At 47.5% G+C, this 24,235-nt stretch carries 24 protein-coding genes and 1 riboswitch; of the genes, 2 read left to right on the top strand and 22 right to left on the bottom strand.

Going from position 1 to position 24,235, the window contains the following annotated elements:
* Positions 1 to 61: 61 nt before the first annotated feature.
* The 8 genes from AR442_RS05405 to sdhC form a co-directional block, all read right to left on the bottom strand.
* The gene (locus AR442_RS05405) at positions 62 to 1,147 is read right to left on the bottom strand and encodes a GerMN domain-containing protein (protein WP_014418573.1); all 1,086 of its coding nucleotides are present in this window, start codon (positions 1,145 to 1,147) and stop codon (positions 62 to 64) included.
* A gap of 105 nt (positions 1,148 to 1,252) precedes the next feature.
* Complete coding sequence (racE, locus tag AR442_RS05400) at positions 1,253 to 2,071, bottom strand: glutamate racemase (protein ID WP_012118125.1); 819 nt, start codon at positions 2,069 to 2,071, stop codon at positions 1,253 to 1,255.
* 7 nt (positions 2,072 to 2,078) lie between these two features.
* Positions 2,079 to 2,519 (bottom strand): MarR family winged helix-turn-helix transcriptional regulator, encoded by a 441-nt coding sequence (locus AR442_RS05395; RefSeq protein WP_014418574.1) that lies wholly within the window; start codon positions 2,517 to 2,519, stop codon positions 2,079 to 2,081.
* Positions 2,520 to 2,705: 186 nt separating this feature from the next.
* Entirely contained in the window at positions 2,706 to 2,930 is a 225-nt protein-coding gene (gene gerE / locus AR442_RS05390; RefSeq protein WP_003152579.1) for a spore germination transcription factor GerE, read from the bottom strand.
* 120 nt (positions 2,931 to 3,050) lie between these two features.
* Positions 3,051 to 3,488 carry an acyl-CoA thioesterase gene (locus AR442_RS05385; RefSeq protein ID WP_012118126.1) on the bottom strand — a complete coding sequence of 146 codons (438 nt, stop codon included), beginning with the start codon at positions 3,486 to 3,488 and terminating at the stop codon, positions 3,051 to 3,053.
* A 59-nt stretch (positions 3,489 to 3,547) separates the two neighbouring features.
* Positions 3,548 to 4,306 (bottom strand): succinate dehydrogenase iron-sulfur subunit, encoded by a 759-nt coding sequence (gene sdhB, locus AR442_RS05380; RefSeq protein ID WP_003152575.1) that lies wholly within the window; start codon positions 4,304 to 4,306, stop codon positions 3,548 to 3,550.
* 2 nt (positions 4,307 to 4,308) lie between these two features.
* On the bottom strand, positions 4,309 to 6,069 hold the full coding sequence (gene sdhA / locus AR442_RS05375) for a succinate dehydrogenase flavoprotein subunit (RefSeq protein ID WP_003152573.1): 1,761 nt from the start codon (positions 6,067 to 6,069) through the stop codon (positions 4,309 to 4,311).
* 33 nt (positions 6,070 to 6,102) lie between these two features.
* Positions 6,103 to 6,711, bottom strand: a complete 609-nt coding sequence (gene sdhC, locus AR442_RS05370; RefSeq protein WP_003152571.1) for a succinate dehydrogenase cytochrome B558 — start codon at positions 6,709 to 6,711, stop codon at positions 6,103 to 6,105.
* Positions 6,712 to 7,007: 296 nt separating this feature from the next.
* Here sdhC and AR442_RS05365 point away from each other — a divergent pair, with 296 nt between their 5' ends.
* Entirely contained in the window at positions 7,008 to 7,454 is a 447-nt protein-coding gene (locus tag AR442_RS05365) for a YslB family protein (protein WP_007612940.1), read from the top strand.
* A gap of 46 nt (positions 7,455 to 7,500) precedes the next feature.
* On the opposite strand, the gene AR442_RS05360 is transcribed toward AR442_RS05365, so the two are convergent.
* The 9 genes from AR442_RS05360 to AR442_RS05320 all read right to left on the bottom strand — a co-directional run bounded on the left by AR442_RS05360 (position 7,501) and on the right by AR442_RS05320 (position 18,134).
* Positions 7,501 to 8,730 (bottom strand): aspartate kinase, encoded by a 1,230-nt coding sequence (locus tag AR442_RS05360; protein ID WP_014418576.1) that lies wholly within the window; start codon positions 8,728 to 8,730, stop codon positions 7,501 to 7,503.
* Between the two features lie 125 nt (positions 8,731 to 8,855).
* Positions 8,856 to 9,035: riboswitch (Lysine riboswitch) on the bottom strand.
* A 61-nt stretch (positions 9,036 to 9,096) separates the two neighbouring features.
* A complete protein-coding gene (gene uvrC / locus AR442_RS05355) occupies positions 9,097 to 10,869 on the bottom strand; it encodes an excinuclease ABC subunit UvrC (protein ID WP_017418307.1) in 1,773 nt (590 codons plus the stop codon).
* Positions 10,870 to 11,011: 142 nt separating this feature from the next.
* Positions 11,012 to 11,326 carry a thioredoxin gene (gene trxA / locus AR442_RS05350; RefSeq protein WP_003152560.1) on the bottom strand — a complete coding sequence of 105 codons (315 nt, stop codon included), beginning with the start codon at positions 11,324 to 11,326 and terminating at the stop codon, positions 11,012 to 11,014.
* A 153-nt stretch (positions 11,327 to 11,479) separates the two neighbouring features.
* Positions 11,480 to 12,970, bottom strand: coding sequence for an alpha-N-arabinofuranosidase (locus AR442_RS05345; RefSeq protein ID WP_014418579.1), 1,491 nt, complete (start codon positions 12,968 to 12,970; stop codon positions 11,480 to 11,482).
* Positions 12,971 to 13,183: 213 nt separating this feature from the next.
* Positions 13,184 to 14,161 carry an electron transfer flavoprotein subunit alpha/FixB family protein gene (locus AR442_RS05340; RefSeq protein ID WP_014418580.1) on the bottom strand — a complete coding sequence of 326 codons (978 nt, stop codon included), beginning with the start codon at positions 14,159 to 14,161 and terminating at the stop codon, positions 13,184 to 13,186.
* A gap of 31 nt (positions 14,162 to 14,192) precedes the next feature.
* Entirely contained in the window at positions 14,193 to 14,966 is a 774-nt protein-coding gene (locus AR442_RS05335; RefSeq protein WP_007408121.1) for an electron transfer flavoprotein subunit beta/FixA family protein, read from the bottom strand.
* A gap of 13 nt (positions 14,967 to 14,979) precedes the next feature.
* Positions 14,980 to 15,759, bottom strand: a complete 780-nt coding sequence (locus AR442_RS05330; RefSeq protein ID WP_014418582.1) for an enoyl-CoA hydratase — start codon at positions 15,757 to 15,759, stop codon at positions 14,980 to 14,982.
* A gap of 13 nt (positions 15,760 to 15,772) precedes the next feature.
* Positions 15,773 to 16,357 carry a fatty acid metabolism transcriptional regulator FadR gene (locus AR442_RS05325; protein ID WP_007408119.1) on the bottom strand — a complete coding sequence of 195 codons (585 nt, stop codon included), beginning with the start codon at positions 16,355 to 16,357 and terminating at the stop codon, positions 15,773 to 15,775.
* 88 nt (positions 16,358 to 16,445) lie between these two features.
* Complete coding sequence (locus tag AR442_RS05320) at positions 16,446 to 18,134, bottom strand: AMP-binding protein (protein ID WP_014721631.1); 1,689 nt, start codon at positions 18,132 to 18,134, stop codon at positions 16,446 to 16,448.
* 105 nt (positions 18,135 to 18,239) lie between these two features.
* Here AR442_RS05320 and AR442_RS05315 point away from each other — a divergent pair, with 105 nt between their 5' ends.
* Entirely contained in the window at positions 18,240 to 18,674 is a 435-nt protein-coding gene (locus tag AR442_RS05315) for a DUF2711 family protein (RefSeq protein ID WP_014418584.1), read from the top strand.
* A gap of 138 nt (positions 18,675 to 18,812) precedes the next feature.
* Here AR442_RS05315 and AR442_RS05310 read toward each other — a convergent pair whose 3' ends face one another.
* The 5 genes from AR442_RS05310 to zapA form a co-directional block, all read right to left on the bottom strand.
* Positions 18,813 to 19,217, bottom strand: a complete 405-nt coding sequence (locus tag AR442_RS05310; RefSeq protein WP_003152541.1) for a DUF350 domain-containing protein — start codon at positions 19,215 to 19,217, stop codon at positions 18,813 to 18,815.
* A 16-nt stretch (positions 19,218 to 19,233) separates the two neighbouring features.
* Positions 19,234 to 21,591, bottom strand: coding sequence for an endonuclease MutS2 (locus tag AR442_RS05305; RefSeq protein WP_014418585.1), 2,358 nt, complete (start codon positions 21,589 to 21,591; stop codon positions 19,234 to 19,236).
* A 20-nt stretch (positions 21,592 to 21,611) separates the two neighbouring features.
* Positions 21,612 to 23,324 carry a DNA polymerase/3'-5' exonuclease PolX gene (gene polX, locus AR442_RS05300; RefSeq protein ID WP_007408115.1) on the bottom strand — a complete coding sequence of 571 codons (1,713 nt, stop codon included), beginning with the start codon at positions 23,322 to 23,324 and terminating at the stop codon, positions 21,612 to 21,614.
* 105 nt (positions 23,325 to 23,429) lie between these two features.
* Positions 23,430 to 23,963, bottom strand: a complete 534-nt coding sequence (locus AR442_RS05295; protein ID WP_014418586.1) for a CvpA family protein — start codon at positions 23,961 to 23,963, stop codon at positions 23,430 to 23,432.
* A gap of 7 nt (positions 23,964 to 23,970) precedes the next feature.
* The gene (gene zapA, locus AR442_RS05290; protein ID WP_007408114.1) at positions 23,971 to 24,228 is read right to left on the bottom strand and encodes a cell division protein ZapA; all 258 of its coding nucleotides are present in this window, start codon (positions 24,226 to 24,228) and stop codon (positions 23,971 to 23,973) included.
* Positions 24,229 to 24,235: the final 7 nt, after the last annotated feature.

The raw sequence follows: 24,235 nt of genomic DNA, 5'->3' as shown, positions 1-24,235 counted from the left end.
ATAAAGAAAGAGGCAGCCGGAACGCTAACCTCTTTTTTACTAGTATATCAAAAATCGCAAATTAAAAACTACCCGTATTCACTTGTGACGGCCTCGAAACAGGTTTTGAAAGGGATTCTCCTTTTTCATTCACCAGTTCTGATTTTCCATTTACTTTTATAGAAACACTTTTGATCGACGGCTGTTCGGTTAACGTGAGAACGATGCTGTCCAGTACGCCCGATGATACCATTTTTGTTTTTTCGTCGGCGCTTCCGTAAATAGAGCTGTTAAAGTCCAGTGTAACCTGGCCGTCTTTCACTTTCGGCTTGCTGAGAAGCTTAACATCGTTATTAAAGTCCGTCAAAAGCCCGCTTGCTTTGCCCGGTCCGTCGGCGAGCTGTTCAACGGCAGCGGTGATGTCATTTGTTTCCGAATTGTCAATCCGCTTTGTGACAGGCACGTAGTATTCGCTCGTCTCTGTCTCCGCCAGATAATATACAGTCAGCGGATGGGTATCTGTCAGATCATTCACTCCGGCCGTTTCAATATTAATCCCGTCTTTTCTGCTTAAGTCACCCGTAATCGGCGTGCCGCCCACAGGCATTTCTTTCAGCTCGTGCCCGTTGATTCTGATTTTGACTTTATCTATTGAGCTGAATTGGGTAAGCGTCCATGTAATCGATTGCAGGATTTTTTGTTCGTCTTCTTTTTTATAGTTTTTAAATTCCTTCGAAAAATCAGCGACGGCAGTGCCGTCTTTTTTAATATCAACATTTACCGTCGTATCCGCAGGGAGCACCGCTCTGAAGCCGTTCGGCAGGATTTCTGACACAGGCCCTCCCTGAACCAAATACTCAAGGGCCTGCTTTGCGGTTCCCTCACTGTTCGGAAGAGGCAGTGTCTGTGCTGCGACATAGCCGTTTTTATCAATCAGATACAGCTCTCGCATGACTGTATTGGCCGGCTGGTCGGCTTTAGAAGTGCCGTTTTTCTCTGACTGCTTTGGTTTTGCCTGAATTCCCGCTTCATCCTTTACATATGAAATGTCTTGAGGCGGGTCAATTTCCCCGGCTGTTTTATCGGATTGAAACAAACCGCATCCAGATAACACAAAAGCCGAAGTAAGACATGTTGCAGCAATGACTGCAGGTCCTTTTTTCAGCATACTTTTCCCTCCTAAGGCTGTTTGTACTATGATGTATACGAGCCCTGTCCGGGAAATAGACCGGGAAGCGCAAAAAAACCCGCCGTAAACAGCGGGTTTTTTGATTTATTTTCTGACCGGCTCTTGAAGGGAGATGCACTCGACATGGCCGATTTCGTGGCCGAACCAGTCTTCGGCAATTTTTGCGAAACCGTTCCGCTCCCCCGTTGTAAGAAATTGATGCTCCGGTGCATGTTTCGATTGGTTTAACAAACCTTTATAAGACAAGATGGTGCTCACTTCTCTCGCCGTCTCGTCTCCGGAGGAAATGATTTTCACATGCTCTCCCATATAGTTCTGAATCGGATCTTTTAAAATCGGATAATGCGTACATCCTAAAATCAAGGTGTCAATTGATGTACCTTTTAAAGGCTCAAGCGATGCTTCAACCGCTTCCTCCGCCGATTCCTGAAGAAACCGTCCGCTTTCTACAAACGGCACGAGCAGCGGACAAGCCGTGTTCTCAACTTGAAGTTCTGCGTTTAACCCGAGCAGCGCCTGCTCATACGCTCTGCTTTTAATGGTATTGACCGTGCCGATGACGCCGATATGCTGGTTTTTCGTGACCTTTATCGCCGTTCTCGCACCCGGCTGAATGACGCCGACAACCGGAATATCCGTTTTGCGCTGAATATCCTCCAAGGCAATGGCCGTGGCCGTATTGCAGGCGATCACGAGCATTTTGATATGGTGGTTTTCCAGCAGGTAATCGGTCATTTCCCACGTGTATTGAAGAACTTCTTCTTCAGGACGCGGGCCGTACGGGCAGCGTTTTGTATCTCCCACATAGATGATATTTTCCTTCGGTAGCTGTCTCATGATTTCCTTAGCAACGGTTAACCCGCCAACCCCGGAATCAATGACTCCTATCGGCTGTTCCAACAAAATCGCCTCATTTTCTTTTCATTTCATGCTGCAGTTTCAATAATGATTTTTCGAAAGCGGCTGTTTCTTCTTCGGAAAATGTCGCAAACATATCCCGCAAATAAGCCTGTCTTTTCAAAATCACTTCTTGGATAATGCGCTCTCCTTCAGCGAGAAGATGAATTCTGACGACCCGTCTGTCAGCCGGGTCTTTGACCCGCTCGACAAGCTTATTTTTTTCCATGCGGTCTATCAGATCCGTCGTCGTGCTGCAAGCCAAATACATTTTGGCTGATAATTCGCCTATTGTCATATCCCCCAATTCATAAAGCCATTGAAGCCCCACGAATTGCGGCGGTGTAATTGCATATTGGTTAAGGATTTCTCTTCCTTTTTGTTTAATGATCGCAGCGATATGGCGGAGTGATTTTTCGATATCCGCAACATGCTCTACAGATTTTGATGTCATTTGTCCATCCCTCACTCAAGGATCTTTCTGGGCTATGCGCTCCGTGTCTATTTTCCTTCTTTTTTTAAGAAAATGCAAGACTGACGGAGAAAAAGGAAAAACCGGGATTTTCACCGCATGCCCATCAGCCCGGGCGCCAACGCAAATAACCGGCTCCTTCTCGAAAAGAAGGAAAACCGGCAAGAATCAGAGCTCTAGCTCACCCATTCTAAGAAGCTCGACAACAGCTTGCGAACGCCCTTTCACACCTAACTTCTGCATGGCATTTGAAATGTGATTCCGTACAGTTTTTTCACTGATAAATAGCTCGCTTGCAATTTCCTTTGTTGTCTTGTCTTGAACGAGCAATTCGAATACTTCTCTTTCTCTTTTGGTCAGCAGCGGCTTTGATTGAAAATCTTTCTCCTTCAAGTATTGTAACCCTCCTTGCTAAGGTGAGAGCGAATCTGAAACGAATGGGTTTATATAGTCAAGATATCATATGTAAAGGGCGCTTCGGAGGTGACGTCTCTTAGAGAAATAGTTATCCGTTCAGGCGAGCAGAATGCCTTTCTCCCGCTCCGTCCAGCTGACCGCTTTGCCGCTTTTCTTCGACACTTGAACCATAACGACGGAACCTGTAAAGCACGGCAGGCCCGACTCATTTTCTCCAAGGTAATGAAGGGTGACGGACGCATTTCCGGCAGCGCTTGCTTTCACATAAATCCGCAGATTTTCATACGGCATCACCTGACGCATATAGTCGCACTGCTGGCTTGCGACGACCGTCATCGTTTCCGAGTTTTGCGCCGTTATGCCTCGCTGTTTAAAATAAGCGATCCGTGCTTCTTCAAAATAGATGAAAGGGGTTACATTATTCATATGGCCGAACATATCCGTTTCTGAAAAACGAACCGATACTTCAGTAAAGAAAGAAAACGACTGTCTCCATTCTTCAAACGGGATATCAATATATTGCGGTTGTTTCATCATCTTCAGCTCCTTATAAAAAAACCTCTCCCGTGCGGAAGAGGCTCTTTTTCTCTTTCTTATACTCTGTCGCTTCCGAAGAAATTACGGAATGCTTGTAAATTGGTATCTCTGTTCAAAGCGGCGATTGAAGTCGTAAGCGGAATGCCTTTCGGGCAGGATTGCACACAGTTTTGTGAATTCCCGCAATCTCCAAGGCCGCCGTCTGTCATTAACGCTTCTAAACGTTCTGCTTTGTTCATCGCGCCCGTCGGATGGGCGTTAAACAGACGCACTTGCGACATCGGGGCAGGCCCCATGAATTTCGACTTGCTGTTGACGTTCGGGCAGGCTTCGAGGCAGACGCCGCATGTCATGCATTTAGACAATTCATATGCCCACTGGCGGCGTTTTTCCGGCATTCTCGGCCCCGGCCCCAAATCGTAAGTTCCGTCAATCGGCACCCATGCTTTCACTTTTTTCAGTGAATCAAACATTCTGCTGCGGTCAACCTGAAGGTCACGGACAACCGGGAATGTTTTCATCGGCTTCAGACGGATCGGCTGTTCCAGCTTATCAATCAGCGCCGTACATGACTGGCGCGGTCTCCCGTTGATGACCATGGAGCAGGCGCCGCATACTTCTTCAAGACAGTTCATGTCCCATGCGACCGGAGTGGTTTTCTCTCCTTTTGCATTCACGGGATTTCTGCGGATTTCCATCAGGGCAGAAATCACGTTCAGATTCGGGCGGTAATTGATTTCGAATTCTTCATCGTATGGCGCGCTTTCGGGCGTATCCTGACGTGTAATGATAAACCGTATCTTTTTCTCACTCATGATTATTTCGCCACCTTCTTCTTCGAGTAGTCGCGTTTACGGGGCGCAATCAGTGATACATCGACATCCTGATATTCAAATTCCGGAGCTTCAAACGGACCGGCATGTTTAGCCATCGTCGTTTTGAGCCACTCATCGTCATTTCTTTCAGGGAAATCCGGTTTATAGTGCGCTCCCCGGCTTTCATTTCGGTTATATGCGCCGAGCGTGATGACTCTGGCAAGCTGAAGCATATTGGAGAACTGGCGGGTGAACATCGCCCCTTGGTTGCTCCATTTTGTCGTATCGTTGATATTGATTTTCTTAAAGCGTTCCATCAGCTCTTGGATCTTGTCATCCGTTTTCAAAAGCTTGTCGTTGTGGCGGACCACCGTGACGTTGGCCGTCATCCACTCTCCGAGCTCACGGTGAAGCACGTAGGCATTTTCGTCGCCGTCCATCTTCATAATATCGGCCCATTTTTCTTCTTCTTTTTTCACATAGGAATCAAATAATGAAGAAGACAGGTCTTCCGCTGATGTTTCAAGTCCGGAAACATATTTCACCGCATTCGGTCCGGCCACCATTCCTCCGTAGATGGCGGAAAGCAGAGAGTTCGCCCCTAAACGGTTTCCTCCGTGCATTGAATAATCACATTCACCCGCTGCGAACAGTCCGCGGATGCTTGTCATCTGATCATAATCAACCCACAGTCCGCCCATTGAATAGTGAACGGCAGGGAAAATTTTCATCGGAAGCTTGCGCGGGTCATCGCCCATGAATTTTTCATAGATTTCGATAATGCCGCCAAGCTTAACGTCAAGCTCTTTCGGATCTTTGTGCGACAGATCGAGATACACCATGTTTTCTCCGTTGATGCCGAGTTTCTGATTCACACACACGTCAAAGATTTCACGTGTCGCAATATCCCGCGGCACGAGGTTTCCGTAAGCCGGATATTTTTCCTCAAGGAAGTACCAAGGTTTTCCGTCTTTGTACGTCCAGACTCTTCCGCCCTCGCCGCGTGCCGATTCACTCATCAGACGCAGTTTATCGTCCCCCGGGATTGCTGTCGGGTGAATTTGGATAAATTCGCCGTTTGCATAATAAGCGCCCTGCTGATAAACGATTGATGCGGCAGATCCCGTGTTGATCATGCTGTTTGTTGATTTTCCGAATACGATTCCGGGTCCTCCCGTCGCCATAATAACGGCGTCAGAACGGAATGACTCGATTTGCATATTGGTCAGATTTTGGGCTACGATACCGCGGCACGTGCGCTCATCGTCAAGAACGGCGCCGAGGAATTCCCAGCCTTCGTATTTTGTGACGAGACCCGCCACTTCATATCTGCGCACCTGCTCGTCCAGTGCGTAAAGAAGCTGCTGACCCGTCGTCGCTCCCGCGTATGCGGTTCTGTGATGCTGTGTACCCCCGAAACGGCGGAAGTCCAAAAGCCCTTCCGGCGTTCTGTTAAACATAACCCCCATGCGGTCCAATAAGTGGATAATGGACGGCGCCGCTTCACACATCGCTTTTACAGGAGGCTGGTTTGCCAAAAAGTCGCCTCCGTATACCGTGTCATCAAAATGCTCAAACGGAGAGTCTCCTTCCCCTTTTGTGTTGACAGCTCCGTTTATCCCGCCCTGCGCGCAGACCGAGTGAGAGCGTTTGACCGGAACGATGGAAAACAATTTAACGGCCGTGCCTGATTCCGCTGCTTTAATTGTCGCCATGAGGCCGGCAAGACCCCCGCCGACTACGATAATGCTTGATTGACTCATGATAGCCCCTCTCCCTCTAGTAATCTAGTTCTCTTACACAAACGCAAAAATCGCTTTTAAACCTACGTATGAAAGCGCTAAAAATATAATCAGCGTCACGTAAGTCGAAATTCTTTGAGAACGCGGCGTGACCGTGATCCCCCATGTGACCGCAAAAGACCATAAGCCGTTTGAAAAGTGAAAAATGACCGATAAAACGCCTACAATGTAAAAGCCGAGCATAAACGGCGAGCTCAGAATATTCGCCATCATATCGAAGTTGACTTCAGCGCCCATCTGCGCGGCAATCCGCGTCTGCCACACATGCCAGCTGACGAAAATAAGGGTGAGAATACCAGTGACACGCTGAAGCACAAACATCCAGTTTCTGAAATAACTGTAGTGGCCAGCGTTGTTTTTCGCAGTAAATGCTATGTACACACCGTAAACCGCATGATAAATTAAAGGTAAGAAAATAATAAAAATTTCTAACGCATACCTGAACGGCAGACTGTCCATAAAGCCGGCCGCCTTGTTAAACGCATCCGCTCCCCTTGCGGCAAATTGGTTGACGACTAAATGCTGGATCAAAAAGATGCCGACCGGAATAACACCGAGCAAGGAATGCAATCTTCGAAAATAAAACTCTCTGTTCCCAGACATTACTTTACCCCCTGTTTGATTTAAGTGCGAAATGTACTAAAATCTCTGCCCCCACTTCGTTTCAATTGTAAGCACTTTATTAAAATTTATTGACAATTTCATTTTACTCCTCCCTCAAAAGGGCGTCAAGAAAACGTGTACATAAATTATAATTTTCGGAATTGATTATCTGGAGGGAAAATTTTATTTTCCTGCGATATCTTTCTCACATTTTTTCGCTTGTTTTATAGGATCATCCTGTAATCCTCCCCCCTGTTTAAGCTATAATAAACGAAGGAGAGAGGGGAATACATAATATGAAGAATAATTATGAAGCAGCTTTAGAACCTTTAACTGAACTCGACGTCAGCGCATACGGCTACGAATTAATCCGGGAAATCGTGCTTCCGGATATCCTCGGCCCGGAACATTCATCGATGATGTATTGGGCGGGAAAACGCCTCGCCCGCAAATTTCCTCTTCAATCGTGGGAAGAAATCCCCGCCTTTTTTGAAAAAGCCGGCTGGGGAACTTTGACAAACGCAGGATCAAAAAAACAAGAACTGGAATTTGAACTGGAAGGACCGCTCGTATCCAGCAGGCTCAAACATCAGAAAGAGCCTTGTTTTCAGCTTGAAGCCGGTTTTATAGCCGAACAGATTCAATTGATGAACGATCAGATTGCAGAATCTTATGAACAGGTAAAAAAGAGAGCGGATAAAGTCGTCCTGACCGTAAAATGGGATATGAAGGACCCTGTATAATTGAAAAAAGGCGGTGACTCCAAGTCCCGCCTTTTTGCCTGCCCGTTTATACGGCAGACGGCTGTTTAGAAAGCTCAAACGCATCATGAAGCGCTTCGACCGCTTTCACCATATCATTTTCGCTGACAACCGCTGATACTTTTATTTCAGATGTGCTCACCATTTTGACTTGTACATTTTTTTCCGCCAGTACGGCAAACATGTCCGCGGCGACGCCGGGATTTGAAACCATGCCCGACCCGACAATAGAGACTTTCGCCAGTTTTCTTTCGGTTTCAATTTTTTCATAGTCAAGCGCGTTTTTATATTCTTCAAGCACGGCGACCGTTTGCGCGGCATCTTCCGTTTTCACTGAGAAAGAAATATCCGCTTCCCCATCGTCCGACTGTGTCTGAATAATAATGTCAACGTTGATGTTTCGTTTTGCCAGCGCGGTGAAGATTGTTGAAAGTGTTGTCAGTCCGCTTGCAAGACCCGTAACGGACACCCTTGTGATCTGGTCTTCAAATGCAATTCCTCTGACGATTAAATTCTGCTCCATTGATGATTCCTCCTCAATTAATGTTCCCGCTTCATGCTCTGTGCTTGACCGCACTTCCAAAGGCACTTGGTAGTTTTTCGCGAACTCAACCGCCCGCGGGTGAAGAACACCCGCTCCTAGATTTGCAAGCTCCAGCATTTCATCATAAGAAATTCCCGCCAGTTTTCTCGCTGACCGGACATACCGCGGATCTGTCGTAAATACGCCCGGAACATCTGTATAAATGTCGCATTTATCCGCTTCCAGCGCTGCTGCAAGAGCGACCGCCGTCGTATCGGAACCGCCCCGTCCGAGCGTCGTGATGCCGCCGTCTTCCGTTACACCCTGAAAACCGGCAACGACTGTGATTTTGCCTTCTGCAAGCTGCGAACGAATCGCCGTAATATCAATATCCGTAATTCTCGCATTACCGTGAACGGCTTCCGTGCGGACACCCGCCTGCCAGCCCGTATAAGAGACGGCGCCATATCCTTTTTCCTGAAGCGCCATGGCCAAAAGGGAAATCGTGACCTGCTCTCCCGTTGACAAAAGCATATCCATCTCGCGTCTGCTTGGTTCAGATGTGATTTCAGCCGCGAGGTTAACGAGCGCGTCGGTTGATTTTCCCATTGCCGAAACGACGACTACGATATCATGGCCTTTTTGCTTTTCAGCAATGGCGCGATTTGCAGCATTTTGAATTTTTTCGGCAGAGCCGACGGAAGTGCCTCCGAATTTTTGTACGATAAGACCCATACTAGACCACCCTTTACATTTTGGTTCGTGCGGGTGAGGAGAAAAGAGCGTTTTGTCCACAATAAAAAAAGCAATGAGAGGAATAGCTCTCATTGCTTTTTCATATCATTACGATTGATTATGAACAACGAGATAGCCCTCCAAGAAAATGAATTCTTGACAGCCTTACATTTATTTAATGCAAGGCCAGCGAATCACACCGATGGGATGTGATACACTTCGGCGACGCTCCCCTTTCAGCCTTTTTCGCAGAATCCATCATTCTCCAAAGGCTTACTATTGAAGTTCGCACCTCTATCTTCACCATATAACACGATCTTATGAAATTAGTTCACATTCTAGCAGATTTTTCAGAAAAGCACAATACTATTTTTTCAATTTTTCAAACAGCAGCTGGGCCGCCGCGGCCGGCACACCGGCTTTTTTGATATCGTCAAGGCTTGCTTCCTTCATCTTTTTGACAGATCCGAAATGTTTTAAGAGCATTTTTTTGCGTTTTTCGCCGATTCCGGGGATATCATCCAGAACGGATTGAAAGACGCTTTTTCCCCGGATCTGTCTGTGAAAGCTGATCGCAAAACGGTGAACTTCGTCCTGAATACGCTGAAGCAGGTAAAACTCTTGGCTGTTCCGCTCCAGAAACACCGGTTCAAGCGGGTCGCCGATCAAAAGGTTCGATGTTCGGTGTTTATCATCTTTCGCCAATCCCGCTACCGGGACATCAAGGCCGAGCTCATTCTCGAGCACGTCGCGCGCCGCGTTAATCTGCCCTTTTCCGCCGTCAATGATGATTAAATCCGGCAGCGGAAGATTTTCGCGGAGCACCCTCGTGTACCTTCTTCTGACGACTTCCCTCATTGAGCCGTAATCATCCGGCCCTGTTACGGTTTTAATTTTATATTTGCGGTATTCCTTTTTATTCGGTTTTCCGTCAATAAAGACAATCATGGCCGATACGGGGTTTGTGCCTTGAATATTGGAGTTGTCAAACGCTTCAATCCGATGCGGCGTGTAAATATTCAGCGCTTCGCCGAGCCGTTCGGCTGCACCGATCGACCGTTCCTCATCCCGCTCGATTAACGAGAATTTTTCCCGCAGAGCAATTTTCGCATTTTTGTGCGCAAGCAAAAGCAGCTCTTTTTTCGGGCCTTTTTTCGGCTGATGCACGGCGGTTTCCAACAGCTCGCTGATCATGTCCCTGTCAACGCTGTCAGGCACCAGAATTTCCTTAGGCAGAAAGTGATTGTTTTTGGAATAGAACTGGCCGATGAAGGTCAGGAATTCTTCATCCGCTTCCTGATACATCGGAAACATGCTGACGTCGCGTTCGATCAGTTTTCCTTGGCGAATGAAAAAGACTTGGACGCACATCCAGCCTTTATCGTAGGCATATGCAAACACATCGCGGTCCAGAAGGTCATTCATGGTCATTTTTTGCTTCTCCATCGTCGATTCGATGTGAACAAGCTGGTCGCGGAATTCTTTAGCCCGTTCAAATTCAAGCTTTTCCGCCGCTTCTGCCATTTTCGCTTCGAGCTCTTTTTTGATTTCGTTATGCCCTCCCTTTAAAAAACGGGTGATGTCTTCAACAATCTCGCGGTTTGTCTCCTCAGATATATCCTTTACACATGGGGCGAGGCATTGTCCGAGATGATAATAAAGACAGACGCGGTCCGGAAGCTTTGAGCATTTCCTGAGCGGGTAAAGGCGGTCCAACAGTTTTTTCGTTTCCCGCGCCGCCTGCACATTCGGATACGGGCCGAAATAGCGTCCTTTGTCTTTTTTGACATTCCGGGTGACAATCAGCCGCGGATGGCGTTCATGGGTGATTTTAATAAAGGGATAGGTTTTATCATCTTTCAGCATGACATTGTATTTCGGATCGTATTTTTTAATCAGATTCATTTCCAAAATAAGCGCTTCAAGATTGGAGGAAGTCACGATATATTCAAAGTCCTCAATCTCCGTCACAAGCCGTTGGGTTTTTGCGTCGTGAGAACCGGTGAAATAAGATCGCACCCTGTTTTTCAAGACTTTCGCTTTCCCCACGTAGATGACTGTTTTTTGACGGTCTTTCATTAAATAACAGCCCGGCTGATCGGGAAGGAGGGCCAGCTTTTCTTTCAGTTGTTTATTCATACGTTACCCTTCCTTACATTCATTTCTCGTGTCCATTCAGTGTATCACGAACATTTGTTTTTCTCCATTTTCAGCTTTTGGAAGATCAAAAAAGGCGATTCCCTTTCAAAGGAATCGCCCTGCCGTAACGGAAGCTTTCGGCTTACAGATGTTTGTTTACAAGCTCTTCAAGAGCTTCTTTCGGTTTGAAACCGACAGATGTTTCAACGACTTCTCCGTCTTTTAACACGAGAAGTGTCGGGATGCTCATGACGCCGTATTTACCGGCAGTTTCTTGGTTTTCATCCACGTCGATTTTGACGATTTTCAGTTTGTCTCCCATTTCTTGATCAAGCTCTTCAAGAACGGGCGCGATCATTTTACAAGGTCCGCACCAAGGAGCCCAGAAATCAGCCAATACGACACCTTCACTTGTTTCAGCTGAGAACGATTGATCAGTTGCTTTTACGATAGCCATTTTGTTATTCCTCCAATTGTCAAATGATGATTTTTAGTATAGCATCTCCCATTCGTTCATGCTAATTTAATGCTTATATTATTTTCTCCCGATCCCGCCGGAAATAATCTTATTTATACAGTGTATTATAACCGGGCGGCGGGCGTTCAAAACTTAAGATGGACCCGCAGGCAGCGTGATTAATACAATCGCCATCGGAGGAAGCTCCGCCTCAAGTTTTCCGCTCTTTTGAGTAAACCCGGAAAACGGCTTCGGTTTGACGTTTTCCGGACTGCTGAATGTATTATGGGCATTCATTTTTTCCGCGTGCAGAATCGTTCCCGAAGGCTTCCCTGTCTTTTTCATGCCCCGCAGTTCAATCTTCACATCAGCTTTTTGCAGATGATCGATATTGCAAATGCTGATATGTATGTCTCCGTTTTGCTGTTTGGACGCTGAAATGCTGACTTGCGGGAGCCGGCCGTCATTCCATTCGTACCCGGCTGCTTTTGTTTCTGTCGCCAAAAAAGAAGCGTCCTGATGCACTTTAAACATATCAAACACATGATACGTCGGCGTCAACAGCATTTCTTTCCCTTTTGTCAGGATCATTGCCTGAAGCACGTTGACGGTTTGCGCGATATTGGCCATCTGTACGCGGTCTGCGTGCTGATGAAAAATATGAAAATGCGTGGCGGCGACAAGGGCGTCGCGGATCGTATTCTGCTGATACAGAAAGCCCGGATTCGTGCCCGGCTCAGGATCAAGCCACGTGCCCCATTCATCAATGATCAGCCCGACTCTTTTTTCGGGATCGTACTGATCCATGATGGCACTGTGCCTTGTGATCAATTCATCCATATGCGCCGCTTTTTTCATCGTGGTGAACCATTCATCTTCCGTAAACTCCGTCGCTGATCCTTTCCCCTTCCAGAAGTCGCCCGGTATTGTGTAATAATGCAGGCTCAGCCCGTCCATGAGATCAGCGGCTTTTTTCATTAAAGTTTCAGTCCAGCGGTAATCGTCGACATTCGCGCCGCCGGCAATTTTATAGATTTCATTGCCGCTGTAATTACGGACATAGGTTTGAAAGTTTCTGTAAAGGTCGGCATAATAGTCAGGATGCATGTTTCCGCCGCAGCCCCAGTTCTCATTTCCTATTCCGAAATATTTCAGCTTCCACGGTTTTTCCCGCCCGTTTTCTTTTCTCCAGTCGGACATCGGCGTGCCCGCTTCAAACGTCATGTATTCAATCCAATCAGCCATTTCTTTAACCGTTCCGCTGCCGACGTTTCCGGCGATGTACGGTTCGCAGCCGAGCAGTTCACAAAGCATCATAAACTCGTGCGTGCCGAATTCATTGGAATCAATCGTCCCGCCCCAATGGGTATTCAGCATGGTTTTGCGTTTCCCTACGCCGTTTGCCCAATGGTATTCATCAGCAAAACAGCCGCCCGGCCATCTGAGGACGGGAATCTGAAGCTGTTTGAGGGCGGCGGCAACATCCGTCCTGACCCCGCCGGTATTCGGAATATCGGAATCTTTTCCGACCCAGATGCCCTCATATATGCCTCTTCCCAGGTGTTCCGCGAAATGTCCGTATATGTTTTTATTAATGGTTCCCCGTGTGATATCAGTTTGAATGACTGCCGTATTGTGAGACAAACTTGATCATTCCTTTCCCTTAATAAGAATGAAAGCACTACAGCCGATCTATGTATCTGGAATGCATGCTGAATGGATAAGTTTGTAAGCGCTTTACAAAAGCTTATTACATTGGTTCGTACATGTCAATCTATTGTTTTATTAATCTATAATTTGTACGAACCAATTAACACAAATCAAAACCCTCTGACAAATTAAGCCAGAGGGTTTTGATTATGAATGAATATTGGCATTTTTAAATTCCTGGGTCAGAAGCGGAACCACTTCGAACAAATCGCCGACAATTCCGTAGTCCGCTATTTTAAATATTTCCGCTTCCGGGTCTTTGTTAATGGCAACAATGACCTTACTGTTTGACATGCCCGCCAAGTGCTGAATCGCTCCGGAAATGCCGCAGGCGATATACAAATCCGGCGTGACGACTTTTCCCGTCTGGCCGATTTGAAGAGAATAATCGCAATAGTCCGCGTCACACGCGCCGCGTGAAGCGCCCACCGCTGCTCCGAGCACCTCGGCAAGTTCTTTTAACGGTTCAAACCCATCTTTGCTTTTTACACCGCGGCCGCCTGCTACGATAATTTTCGCTTCTGATAAATCCACGCCGTCCGCCGTTTTTTTGACTACTTCTTCAATGACTGTCCGCAAATCTGCCGGAGGCGCCGCAAGCTCTTCAATATCACCCGTCCGGTTCGCTTCTTTTTCTAATGCCTGAATATTATTCGGCCGAATTGTCGCCAAAATGAAAGGATCGGTTGAAATCACCTGTTCAAAGGCTTTTCCCGAATAAATCGGTCTTGTAAAAACGATGTTGTCTCCGGTAACGCTTACATCCGTGCTGTCTGAAATCAGCCCCGTTTCAAACCGGGCCGCAAGCTTAGGCGACAAATCTTTTCCCATAGAAGTGTGGCCGAAAATGACCGCATCAGGCTTTTCATTTTCGATCAAATCCCCGAGAACCGCGGCATATCCGTCCGCCGTATACTGAGAAAGCCCCGGCGCATCGGCCGTAAATACTTTGTCGGCGCCGTACTGAATGAGTTCTGATGCTGCATCAGCCGCGCCTTTTCCCATCAGCACGCCGATGACATCTCCTCCGCCGGAAATGGTTTTGCCTGCGGCTATGGCTTCAAAGGTGACGTTCCGTAAGGCGCCGTCACGAATTTCTCCGAGTACGATCACTTTTTTTCCCATTCTGACATCCCCCAGTTTCTTTAATATCGGTTTATACGACTTTGGCTTCTTTTCTCAGCAGTGACACAAGCTCTTTCGCCTGCTCAGCGGCTTCTCCTTCGATCAGTCTGCCCGCTTCTTTTTGCGGCGGCAGAAAACGTTCGATCGTTTTGAGCTTCGGTGCGGCATCATCTTCATCAATATCGAGATCATCGAGCTCAAGTTCTTCCAGCGGTTTTTTCTTCGCCTTCATAATGCCCGGAAGCGACGGATAGCGCGGCTCGTTTAAGCCTTGCTGTGCCGTGATGACTAAAGGAAGTGAGGTTTTAATGATTTCGGTATCCCCTTCGTTGTCTTTCTCTGCCACAGCTTCATCGCCGCTGATTGTCAGTTTTGTAATCGTTGTGACGCAAGGAATGTTCAGCAGTTCGGCAAGCCTTGGAGCCACTTGGCCGGAACCGCCGTCAATCGCGACATTTCCTCCGAGAATCAGATCATATTCCCGATCCTTGAAATAATGATATAAGATAGTTGAAATGGAGTATTGGTCAGGATCGCTCAGATCATCTTCAATATTGATTAACACCGCCTGGTCACAGCCCATCGCAAGGGCGGTTCTCAGTTCTTTCTCCGCATCTTCTCCGCCGACGGTTACAGCGGTAACGGTTCCGCCGTGCTCTTCTTTCAGCTGAATGGCTTCTTCAATGGCGTATTCATCATACGGATTAATGATAAATTCGGCTCCGTCCTCCTGAATCTTTCCTGCTTCAATGACGATTTTCTCTTCTGTGTCAAACGTCCGTTTCATCAGTACAAATAGATTCATAATCTTATCCCCTTTATCTTCGCCCACCGAATTGAGGCTTTCTTTTTTCGAGAAATGCCTGAATGCCTTCTTTTGCGTCATCTGATGCAAATGCTTCCCCAAAGCGCTTTGCTTCAAGCTTTAAGCCGCCGTCATAAGAATAGATCTTGTTTGAATAAAGGAGCTCAAGCAGAGAAGCCATCGACTGCGGGCTTTTTTCCGCAAACTTGCCCGCGAGCGTTTTCGCTTTTTGCAGCAGCTCTTCCTCATGTTCGGCGCCTATCGTGACAAGGCCGAGGCTGAGCGCTTCTTCTCCGGTCACAGGTTCTGAAGTGCCGATCATTTCAAGCGCTTTCGCCGTACCGACGTACCGGGGAAGCCGCTGCGTCCCGGCAAAGCCCGGAATAATGCCGAGATTCAGCTCGGGCAGGCCGAGCTTTGCATCCAATGTAGCGATTCTGATATGGCAGGCCATGGCTAGCTCAAGACCGCCGCCGAACGCAGCGCCGTGAATCGCTGCGATAACGGGCTTCGGAAACCCTTCAATTCTTTCCATCAGCTGCTGGCCTTTATCCGCCATGGCAGAAGATTGCTCAAGATTTTCAAGCGACGTAAATTCCTTTATATCGGCGCCCGCCGAGAAAAATTTTCCCTCACCGCGAATAATGATACTTCTGACGCTGTCATCTGTTTCACACCGGTCGAACAGACCGGACAACTCATCTAAAACCGCACCGGACAGCGCGTTGGCCGGCTGATGATTAATGGTGATCACCGCAACAGATTGTTCTACCGCCATCGAAAGGCTGTTCATCCGTCAACCCCCTTTAGTTTTGATGAATCCCTGACACCAACAGCTCCAATACCTTGTCTGACAAATCCGGAAGATCATATTTCTGATCGTTCATCACCCATGTTGTCACTGTTTCATCTATCGTCCCGAATATCATCTGCCGGGCGAGGCGGACGTCGAGATTGTCTTTCCATTCCCCCGACTTGATTCCTTCGGTCAAAATGGTGTCCAGCATGTTTAAATAACCTTTTAAAATATCATTGATTTTCAGGCGCAGCTTGATATTCGACTGTCTGAGCTCAAGCTGGGTCACAATCGCGAGGTGGCGGTCATTGCCGAGCAGTGTGAAATGCTGCTTAATAACGAGGGCGAGTTTTTCTTTTGCCGTCGTTTTTTCTTTCACTTCTTCTTCCATGCGTTCAATGAACTGGCCCATCTTTTCTTTAAAAAGAGAAATGAGTATATCCTCTTTGTTTTTGAAATATAAATAGATGGTGCCGTCCGCAACGCCGGCCTGCTTGGCGATTTTGGACACCTGTGATTGGTGATAGCCGTTTTCCGCTATGACTTCTACTGCTGCATCAATAATCTGCATATACTTTGGCCGTTTTTGGTTCAATGTCATCGTTCCTTCCTCCGATAAATGAATGACTATTCATTCATAACTTCATGATAAAAAGGAATCCGGATTTTGTCAAGTTTTTCTTTTAAGGCACCTTGTTTTCACGGGAAGCATCTTCCTCTTCGACTAAACGCCTTCTTAATATTTTTCCGACGGCCGTTTTCGGAAGCTCTTTTCTGAATTCGTAAAGCTTCGGGACTTTGTACGGCGCAAGCCGCTCTCTTGCAAACGCATCAAGCTCATCGGCATCTGCCTCGGCGCCTTTTTTCAAAACGATAAATGCTTTCACCGTTTCCCCCCTGTAGGAATCAGGAACGCCCGCTACGACGATTTCCTGAACGGCTTCATGCTCATACAGCGCCTCTTCCACCTCCCGGGGGTAAATGTTGTATCCGCCGGCAATGATGATGTCTTTTTTCCTGTCGGCGATGTAGAAAAATCCTTCCTCATCCATATATCCCATATCTCCGGTAAACAGCCAGCCGTCTCTGATGACACGCGCCGTCTCCTCCTGCTTATTCCAGTATCCTTTCATGACCTGAGGACCTTTTACGATCAGCTCGCCGTGTTCATACGGCCCCGCAAGCCCGCCTTTTTCTTCTGAATAGATTCCGGCGTCGGTATTGGGCCAGGGACAGCCGATGCTGCCGGGTTTATTTTTTCCCCAAATGAAGTTTGAATGGGTAACCGGTGATGCTTCGGATAATCCGTAGCCTTCCACAAGCTTTCCTCCGGTCACTTTTTCAAATTTCTGTTTGACCTCAACCGGAAGCGCCGCTGAACCGCTCGGACAGCTTTCAATGGAGGACAAATCATACTTATTCAGCTCCGGGTGATGCAACAGCCCGATGTAAATCGTCGGCGCCCCTGGAAAAACCGTCGGCTTCAGCCTGTCGATTGTTTTCAGGGTATCCAAAGGATTGAATTTGGGAAGAAGGATCATTTCACATCCCTGCATAATGGAAAAATTGAGCACGGCGGTCAATCCGTACACATGAAAAAAAGGCACGATGCCGAGCACCTTTTCGGCTCCCTTTTTCATTTTGTACATCCAGGCGGCGCACATTTCTGTATTGGCCTGAATGTTCCGGTGTGTGAGCATGACGCCTTTCGGGTAGCCGGTTGTTCCGCCCGTGTATTGAAGCACGGCGATGTCATGCGCAGGGTCAATATCAAATGGCTCCGCTTCCTCCGCTCTTTCGTTTTTTAAAATATCCGCTAATTTGTGAATTTGTTCGCAGCCGTCATAATCAATATGCACCTGTTGTTTTTGCGTGAGCGTATACAGCATATTTTTCGGGAACGGCAAAAAGTCTTTTATACTCGTTGTAATAATGCGTTCGACGATTGATAACGTTTTCATTTTTATCACCTTCGGAAACAGCATATCGAGGGTGATGATCACGCGCGGCGCACTGTCTTTCAGCTGATACTCAAGCTCGTGTTCCGTGTAGAGAGGATTGGTCTGAACGACAATGCCGCCGGCAAACAATACGCCGTAAAAAGCGATGACCGACTGCGGACAATTGGGCAGCATAATGGCGGCTCTGTCACCTTTTTTCAGGCCTGTTTTGCGTAAAAAAGCGGCCAGCTTTAACGAATCTGTGAGAACGTCTTGGAATGTGAGTTTTTTTCCGAGAAAATAAATGGCGGTGTGGTTCGGGAATTGAGCTGCGGAGTTTGTCAGATTGGATGGCAGGGTTTGATCAGTAAATTCAAGCTCATGCGGAATCTCTTCGGGATATTGAGAAAGCCATGGCTTTTCAGACTGCATAATACCTCTCCCTTCTGTTTTCCTATACACTATTATTATAGCAGAAGGGTGATTGGAATTGGAAAGCGTTTCATGTGAAATTTCGAGTCTCAGGAGGTGTTGAGTTTGCTGGAAACGCTGCATTTTGAAGAGGGAGTTCCTATCCTGCGCCAGCTGCCGAAGCCGTTTACGTCGGCCGCCTTTTTGCTTCATCCCGATCTGTACTTGCCGAGCGATGATGTCACTTCACCATTTTTAATTCCGGGACTTTTGGATGTGTTCCGTTCAAAAGGCATAAAGCGCTGCACTTATTATGAGCCGGTCGAAGAGAAAGGCATATTTTCACTCAATCAAACGGCGGCTTCGGATGTATGCGGACTGCTGCGGGCTGACATGATCATTGCCGACGAAAAACGGCGCGCCGCTTTTATGAGCATATATGATTCTTTTACGACACTCTTTCTCATGGAAGATCAAGACATGCCATCTGTCATCCGCGCCATGAGTCGGGAAGCCGTCATTTGCTCCGATACGGCCTGCATAAACTGGTATTCTCAATAAAAAAGGCCGCCGATTTTAGTTCGGCAGCCTTTTTTCAGTATTAAGATGTCATGACCAGATAAATAAGTCCGATGAACAGAAAAATTCCCGCTGCCGACAGCAGCACTTTCGCAAGCTTCTCCATTTTTCCCCGTCCCCTTAAATCCCGGCGGCCACCACAAATGACAGGCCGACTGAGATGACAAATGAAATAAAGCCGACAGCTCTGTTATCTTTTTCAATTTCTTTATCAATTTTAAACCGGGGCGTCAGAAATTCAAAGATAAAATAGCTGATTAAAAGCATAATAAATCCATATACGCCCCAGCCGATCATTTGCAAAAGCGAATTATGCTGGGCGATGCTGTGCTGAAAGACATTTGCGATACCGAGAATTTTCCCTCCGGTCGCCATTGCCACCGCAAGATTGCCTTTTTGGATTTCCACCCAGTTTTTATAGGATGTCACCAATTCAAACACGGTCAGAAAAATGACGAGACACAAGACGGCTACACTGTAATAAGCCGCGATTTCAACAAGCTCATTTTCCCAAAAAGCATTCATGACGTTTACTCCCTTTTTATTTTAGTTCGACAATCGTTACGCCTGATCCTCCTTCTCCCGCTTCCCCGAACCGCGAGCTTTTCACGCTGCGGTGGTTTTTCAGAAGATCCTGCACCCCTTTTCGGAGGGCGCCCGTGCCTTTTCCGTGAATGATGGACACTCTCGGATAGCCGGCAAGCACCGCGTCATCTAAATATTTTTCGACGCGGCTGAGGGCGTTTTCGTAACGCTCTCCCCTGAGGTCAAGTTCAAGCGATACGTGATAATCCTTCCCTTTTACGGCGGTGATTGCTTTTTCTTTTTTCGGTTCAGGAGCCGATTTGAGAAACTCAAGATCTTTTTCCTTCACCTTCATTTTGAGGATGCCGATTTGAACGTTCCATTCTTTCTCGCCGGTTTTTTCAAGCAGCGCCCCTTTTTGTCCGAATGTGAGCACCTTTACTTCGTCGCCCGGCTTCAGCTCGCGTTTTTTCTCTGTTTTTCTTTCCGGCTGCTTTGATTTTTCAAAAGCCGGCATCGCGTCTCCGAGGCGTTTTTTGGCGTCAATCAGCTCGTGTTCCTTAAAGGATCTGTGTTCTTGCTTGATGGACCGGAGTTCGCGGATAATCTGTTCGGCTTCATTTGCGGCGGCTTCCAGTTTTTCCGCAGCTTTCTGCTCGGCTTCTTCCATCATTTTATCTTTTTGGGCGTTCAGCTCAATGATTTGCTGCTGAAGCTCTTTGTGCAGTTTTTCTGCTTCTTTTCTGATTGATTCGGTTTCAGAAAGCTCTTCATCCGCTCTTTTTTTGCTATTTTCAAGCGATGCGATCATCAGATCGACTTCGTTATGTTCGGCGGTCATTTCTGACTTCGCCTGGCCGATGATATGCTCCGGAAGCCCAAGGCGTCTTGAGATTTCAAATGCGTTGCTTCGGCCCGGCACTCCGATCAGAAGCTTATAGGTAGGCGAAAGCGTTTCAATGTCAAATTCAACGCTGGCATTCATGACGCCTTGTCTGTTATATCCGTATGCTTTCAGTTCCGGATAATGGGTTGTCGCAAGCACTCTGGCGTTTGTCCGGTGAACTTCGTCAAGGATGCTCATGGCAAGCGCCGCCCCTTCCTGCGGATCTGTTCCGGCACCGAGTTCATCAAACAGCACAAGACTGTTTTCAGACACGTCTTTTAAAATATTGACGATATTGACCATGTGGGATGAGAACGTACTCAGACTTTGTTCGATCGACTGTTCATCGCCGATATCGGCAAACACATTGTCAAATACGGCTGCTTCCGATCCCTCATCAGCCGGTATGTGTAATCCTGCCTGCGCCATAATCGTCAGCAGCCCGAGTGTTTTTAACGTAACGGTTTTACCGCCCGTATTCGGCCCCGTGATAACGATCGTTGAATAATCTCCGCCCAGTTCAATATCGTTGGCCACGACTTGATCTTGGGGCAGCAGCGGATGGCGCGCTTTTTTCAGCCGGATAAAGCCGTCTCCGTTCATAAGTGGTTTTGTCGCCTTCATCGCTTTTGCGTATCTCGCTTTGGCGAAAATGAAATCCAGTGTCTGCAGCACTTCCACATTTTGAGCGATTTCTTGTGTGTGTTCAGCCGTATGCTCCGTCAGCATTCGAAGAATCCGTTCGATTTCCTGTTTTTCTTTTACTTTCGCCTGCTGAAGCGAGTTGTTCATATCTACGATCGCCTGCGGTTCAATAAACAGTGTCGCACCGGATGAAGATGTATCGTGGACAATTCCGCCGTAGCTTGATCTGTATTCCTGTTTGACCGGGATGACAAAGCGGTCATTCCGAATCGTAACGATGGTGTCAGACAGCATTTTAGAAGCGGAAGATGAACGCAGCATCGATTCAAGCCGGTCTCTGACTCTTGATTCAAGCGTCCTGAGCTGCGTGCGGATTCCCCTTAAAGCGGGTGACGCATGATCAAGCACTTCACCATGGTCATCAATGCAGGAGTTAATCTCCCTTTCCAAATCGCCTAATGTAATCAGCTCTTCTGCATGGGCCTGTATCAGCGGAATGCCGACGCCGTCTTCTGTCATTTGGCTGATAAAATGCTTCATTTGTTTAACGGCATACAGCAGCCCGGACAATTCGGTGAATTCCGCCGGTGTCAGCACACTGCCGATTTCCGCCCGCCGTAAAGCGGATCTTATGTCGGTCAGTCCGCCGAACGGAGCATGGCCTCTCAAGCGCATGACCGCGGATGCTTCTTCAACTTCATCCAGCTGTTTTTGGATGTCTGAGAGATCCGTCAAAGGTTTCAGCTGCAGAAGCTTCTCCCGGCCGAGCGATGAGACGGCATGTGCGGTAATCTGTTCTTTTACTTTATGAAATTCAAGTGATGATAACACTTTTTGCTGCACGGTTTTGTGATCCTCCTTACTTAATCATTGCGCGTCAGAAATGCTTTGACCTCGTGTAGCGGCCGGGCGTTTAACACATGTTTTGTCTCCGTCCAGCCTTTGCGCGCAGCGGTCACGCCCGTTTTCATATCATCGAGCATCTCGATATTATGGGCATCGGTATTAATGACCAAAGTCACACCTTTTTCATTTGCTTTGATCAGATGCTCAGTCCGCAAATCGAGGCGCGCGGGGTTTGCATTCAGTTCAAGCGCCGTATTTGTTTTGGCGGCGAGTTCAATCAGCATGTCGATGTCGACTTCATAGCCGGCCCGTCTGCCGATCAGGCGTCCCGTCGGGTGGGCGATAATGTCCACGTGCTTATTCGTCAGCGCCTGTTCAAGCCGTTTCATAATGACATGCTCCGGCTGGCTGAAGCTTGAATGAATAGATGCGATGACAAGATCCATTTCAGACAGAACACTGTCATCATAATCAAGCGAACCGTCGGGGAGAATGTCCATTTCTACGCCTTTAAAAATATGAAAATTTTCAAATTCAGCGTTTAACGCGTCAATTTCTTCCGCCTGTTTTTTGAGCCGCTCGGCCGTTAACCCGTTGGCTACCTTTAAATATTGGGAATGGTCGGTGATCGCCATGTACTGATAGCCTTTTGCCATACATGCTTCTGCCATTTCCCTGATGGAAAAAGCGCCGTCACTCCAGGCTGAGTGCATGTGGAGATCGCCTTTTATCGCTTTATGCTCCACAAGGTCCGTTTCTTCCCGGTACGTGTCGACCTCCTGCCCGCTTTCTCTGAGCTCAGGAGGAATAAACGGCAGACCGAAGTGGGCGTAAAACGCTTCTTCGCTCGGGAATGTTTTGACGTCTCCCGTTTCTATAGTTTCTACTCCGTATTCACTGATCCGTTCACCGCGCTCTTTCGCCAGCTGGCGCATTTTAATGTTGTGATCTTTAGAACCGGTAAAATGATGCAGTGTGGTGGCAAACTGTTCCTCTGTCACAAGCCGGAAATCCACACTCGTCTCATATTCAAAGGTCAGGATGACTGATACTTTTGTATCCCCGCTCGCTATCACGTCTTTTACGTTCGGGAGAGAAAGAAGCTGTTCTCTGACAGCCTCCGGATGATCTGTAGCGATAATGTAATCCAGATCTTTTACGGTTTCCCGCGCTCTTCTGAGACTGCCGGCCCGGGAATATTTCTGAATATCCGTCAGCCGGGCCAAATGTTCTTCAATTACTGAAGCAATGCTGAGCGCATAGCCGATCGGAAACCGTTCCGGCTGTTTTCCGGCTTCTCCGAGAGCCTGGAGGATTTTCTCCTCCGTTTTTTTGCCGAAACCGGCGAGCCCCTGAACTTTTTGCTGCTCGCACGCTTCTTTCAGCGATTCCGCGTCATGAACGCCCAGTTCCTGATACAGCTTGGCGATTTTTTTGCCGCCGAGGCCCGGAAGCTTCAAAAGAGGAACCAAGCCTTCCGGAACTTCTTTCTGCAATTGGAGAAGCGTGCCGGACACACCTTCCTGCATATATTCACGAATGACGCCGTAGGTGCCTTTTCCGATTCCGGATAAAGACATCATGTCGTCGATTTCCGACAGGCTGCGGTCATCCTGCTCAAGCGCCGCTGCCGCTTTTCGGAAGGCTGATATTTTAAACGGGTTGTCCCCTTTCAGTTCCATATAGACCGCAATCGTTTCAAGCAGCCTGATGATATCTTTTTTATGCATACTGTTAACCCCCAGTCGTTTCCTGCTTTTCATCATACAAATTTTTCTCCTCCGGCACAACTGACGCAGAGCTTGAAAAAAACTTCTCCGGTCAAGAGAAGTTTTTTATGCCCCGTACTGGGCCCACAGTTCTTGCAGGAGCCCTGACAGATACGGCGTATGATGTGTGATGATATTTGCAAGCGTCGATTGTGCGAGCATATCCTGAAGCGCGCTTACCGGCAGTACGGATGCGACGTATAACAGGATAAACGCAAATAAATAGACTTCCAGAAACCCAAGCACCCCGCCCAGCAGTTTGTTGATCTGTTTAATGACCGGAATGCCGGCGATGATATTAAGCGCCGCTCCGATAATCCGGAGCAGAATCTTTGCGATGATAAACAAAATGACAAACGCGATCGCGTTGTAATAAGCCGTCTCTACGTTTCCTTTAATAAAAGACAGAGCCGCCTGCCCGCCGGAAAAATCAGGCGCGGGTATAAAGCTCAGATGCGGGGCCAGGCTTTTGTAAAAAAGCGCCGCAAACGCAATCGAGAGGATGAAACTCGTTAAATATATAAATTGGAGGATAAATCCTCTTTTTAATCCAAGCAATGTGCCCATTAAGAGCAAAACTAAGATGATGATATCTATCATATGGTGTTCATTCCTTTTCTTTAAGCTGCCGCTCCAGTATTTCATATTTTTCTTGCAGTTTCATATAATCATGCACGACATTGACCGCAGTCAATACAGCGAGCTTATTTATATCAAGATATGGATTTTTCTCGTTGATTTCTCTCATTTTATCATCAACCACTCCGGCCACATGGCGCATGTGCGCTTTGCTTTCTTCCCCGATAATGGTGAAGTGCTGGCCGTAAATGTTTACTGTCGTTTTGGTTTTTTTGCCGTCAGACAACGTTTCT

It is taken from the genome of Bacillus velezensis (assembly GCF_001461825.1).
Taxonomy (GTDB): domain Bacteria; phylum Bacillota; class Bacilli; order Bacillales; family Bacillaceae; genus Bacillus; species Bacillus velezensis.
The sequence above is the reverse complement of the archived record's forward strand: the minus strand, read 5'-3'. Positions and strand labels throughout refer to the sequence as shown.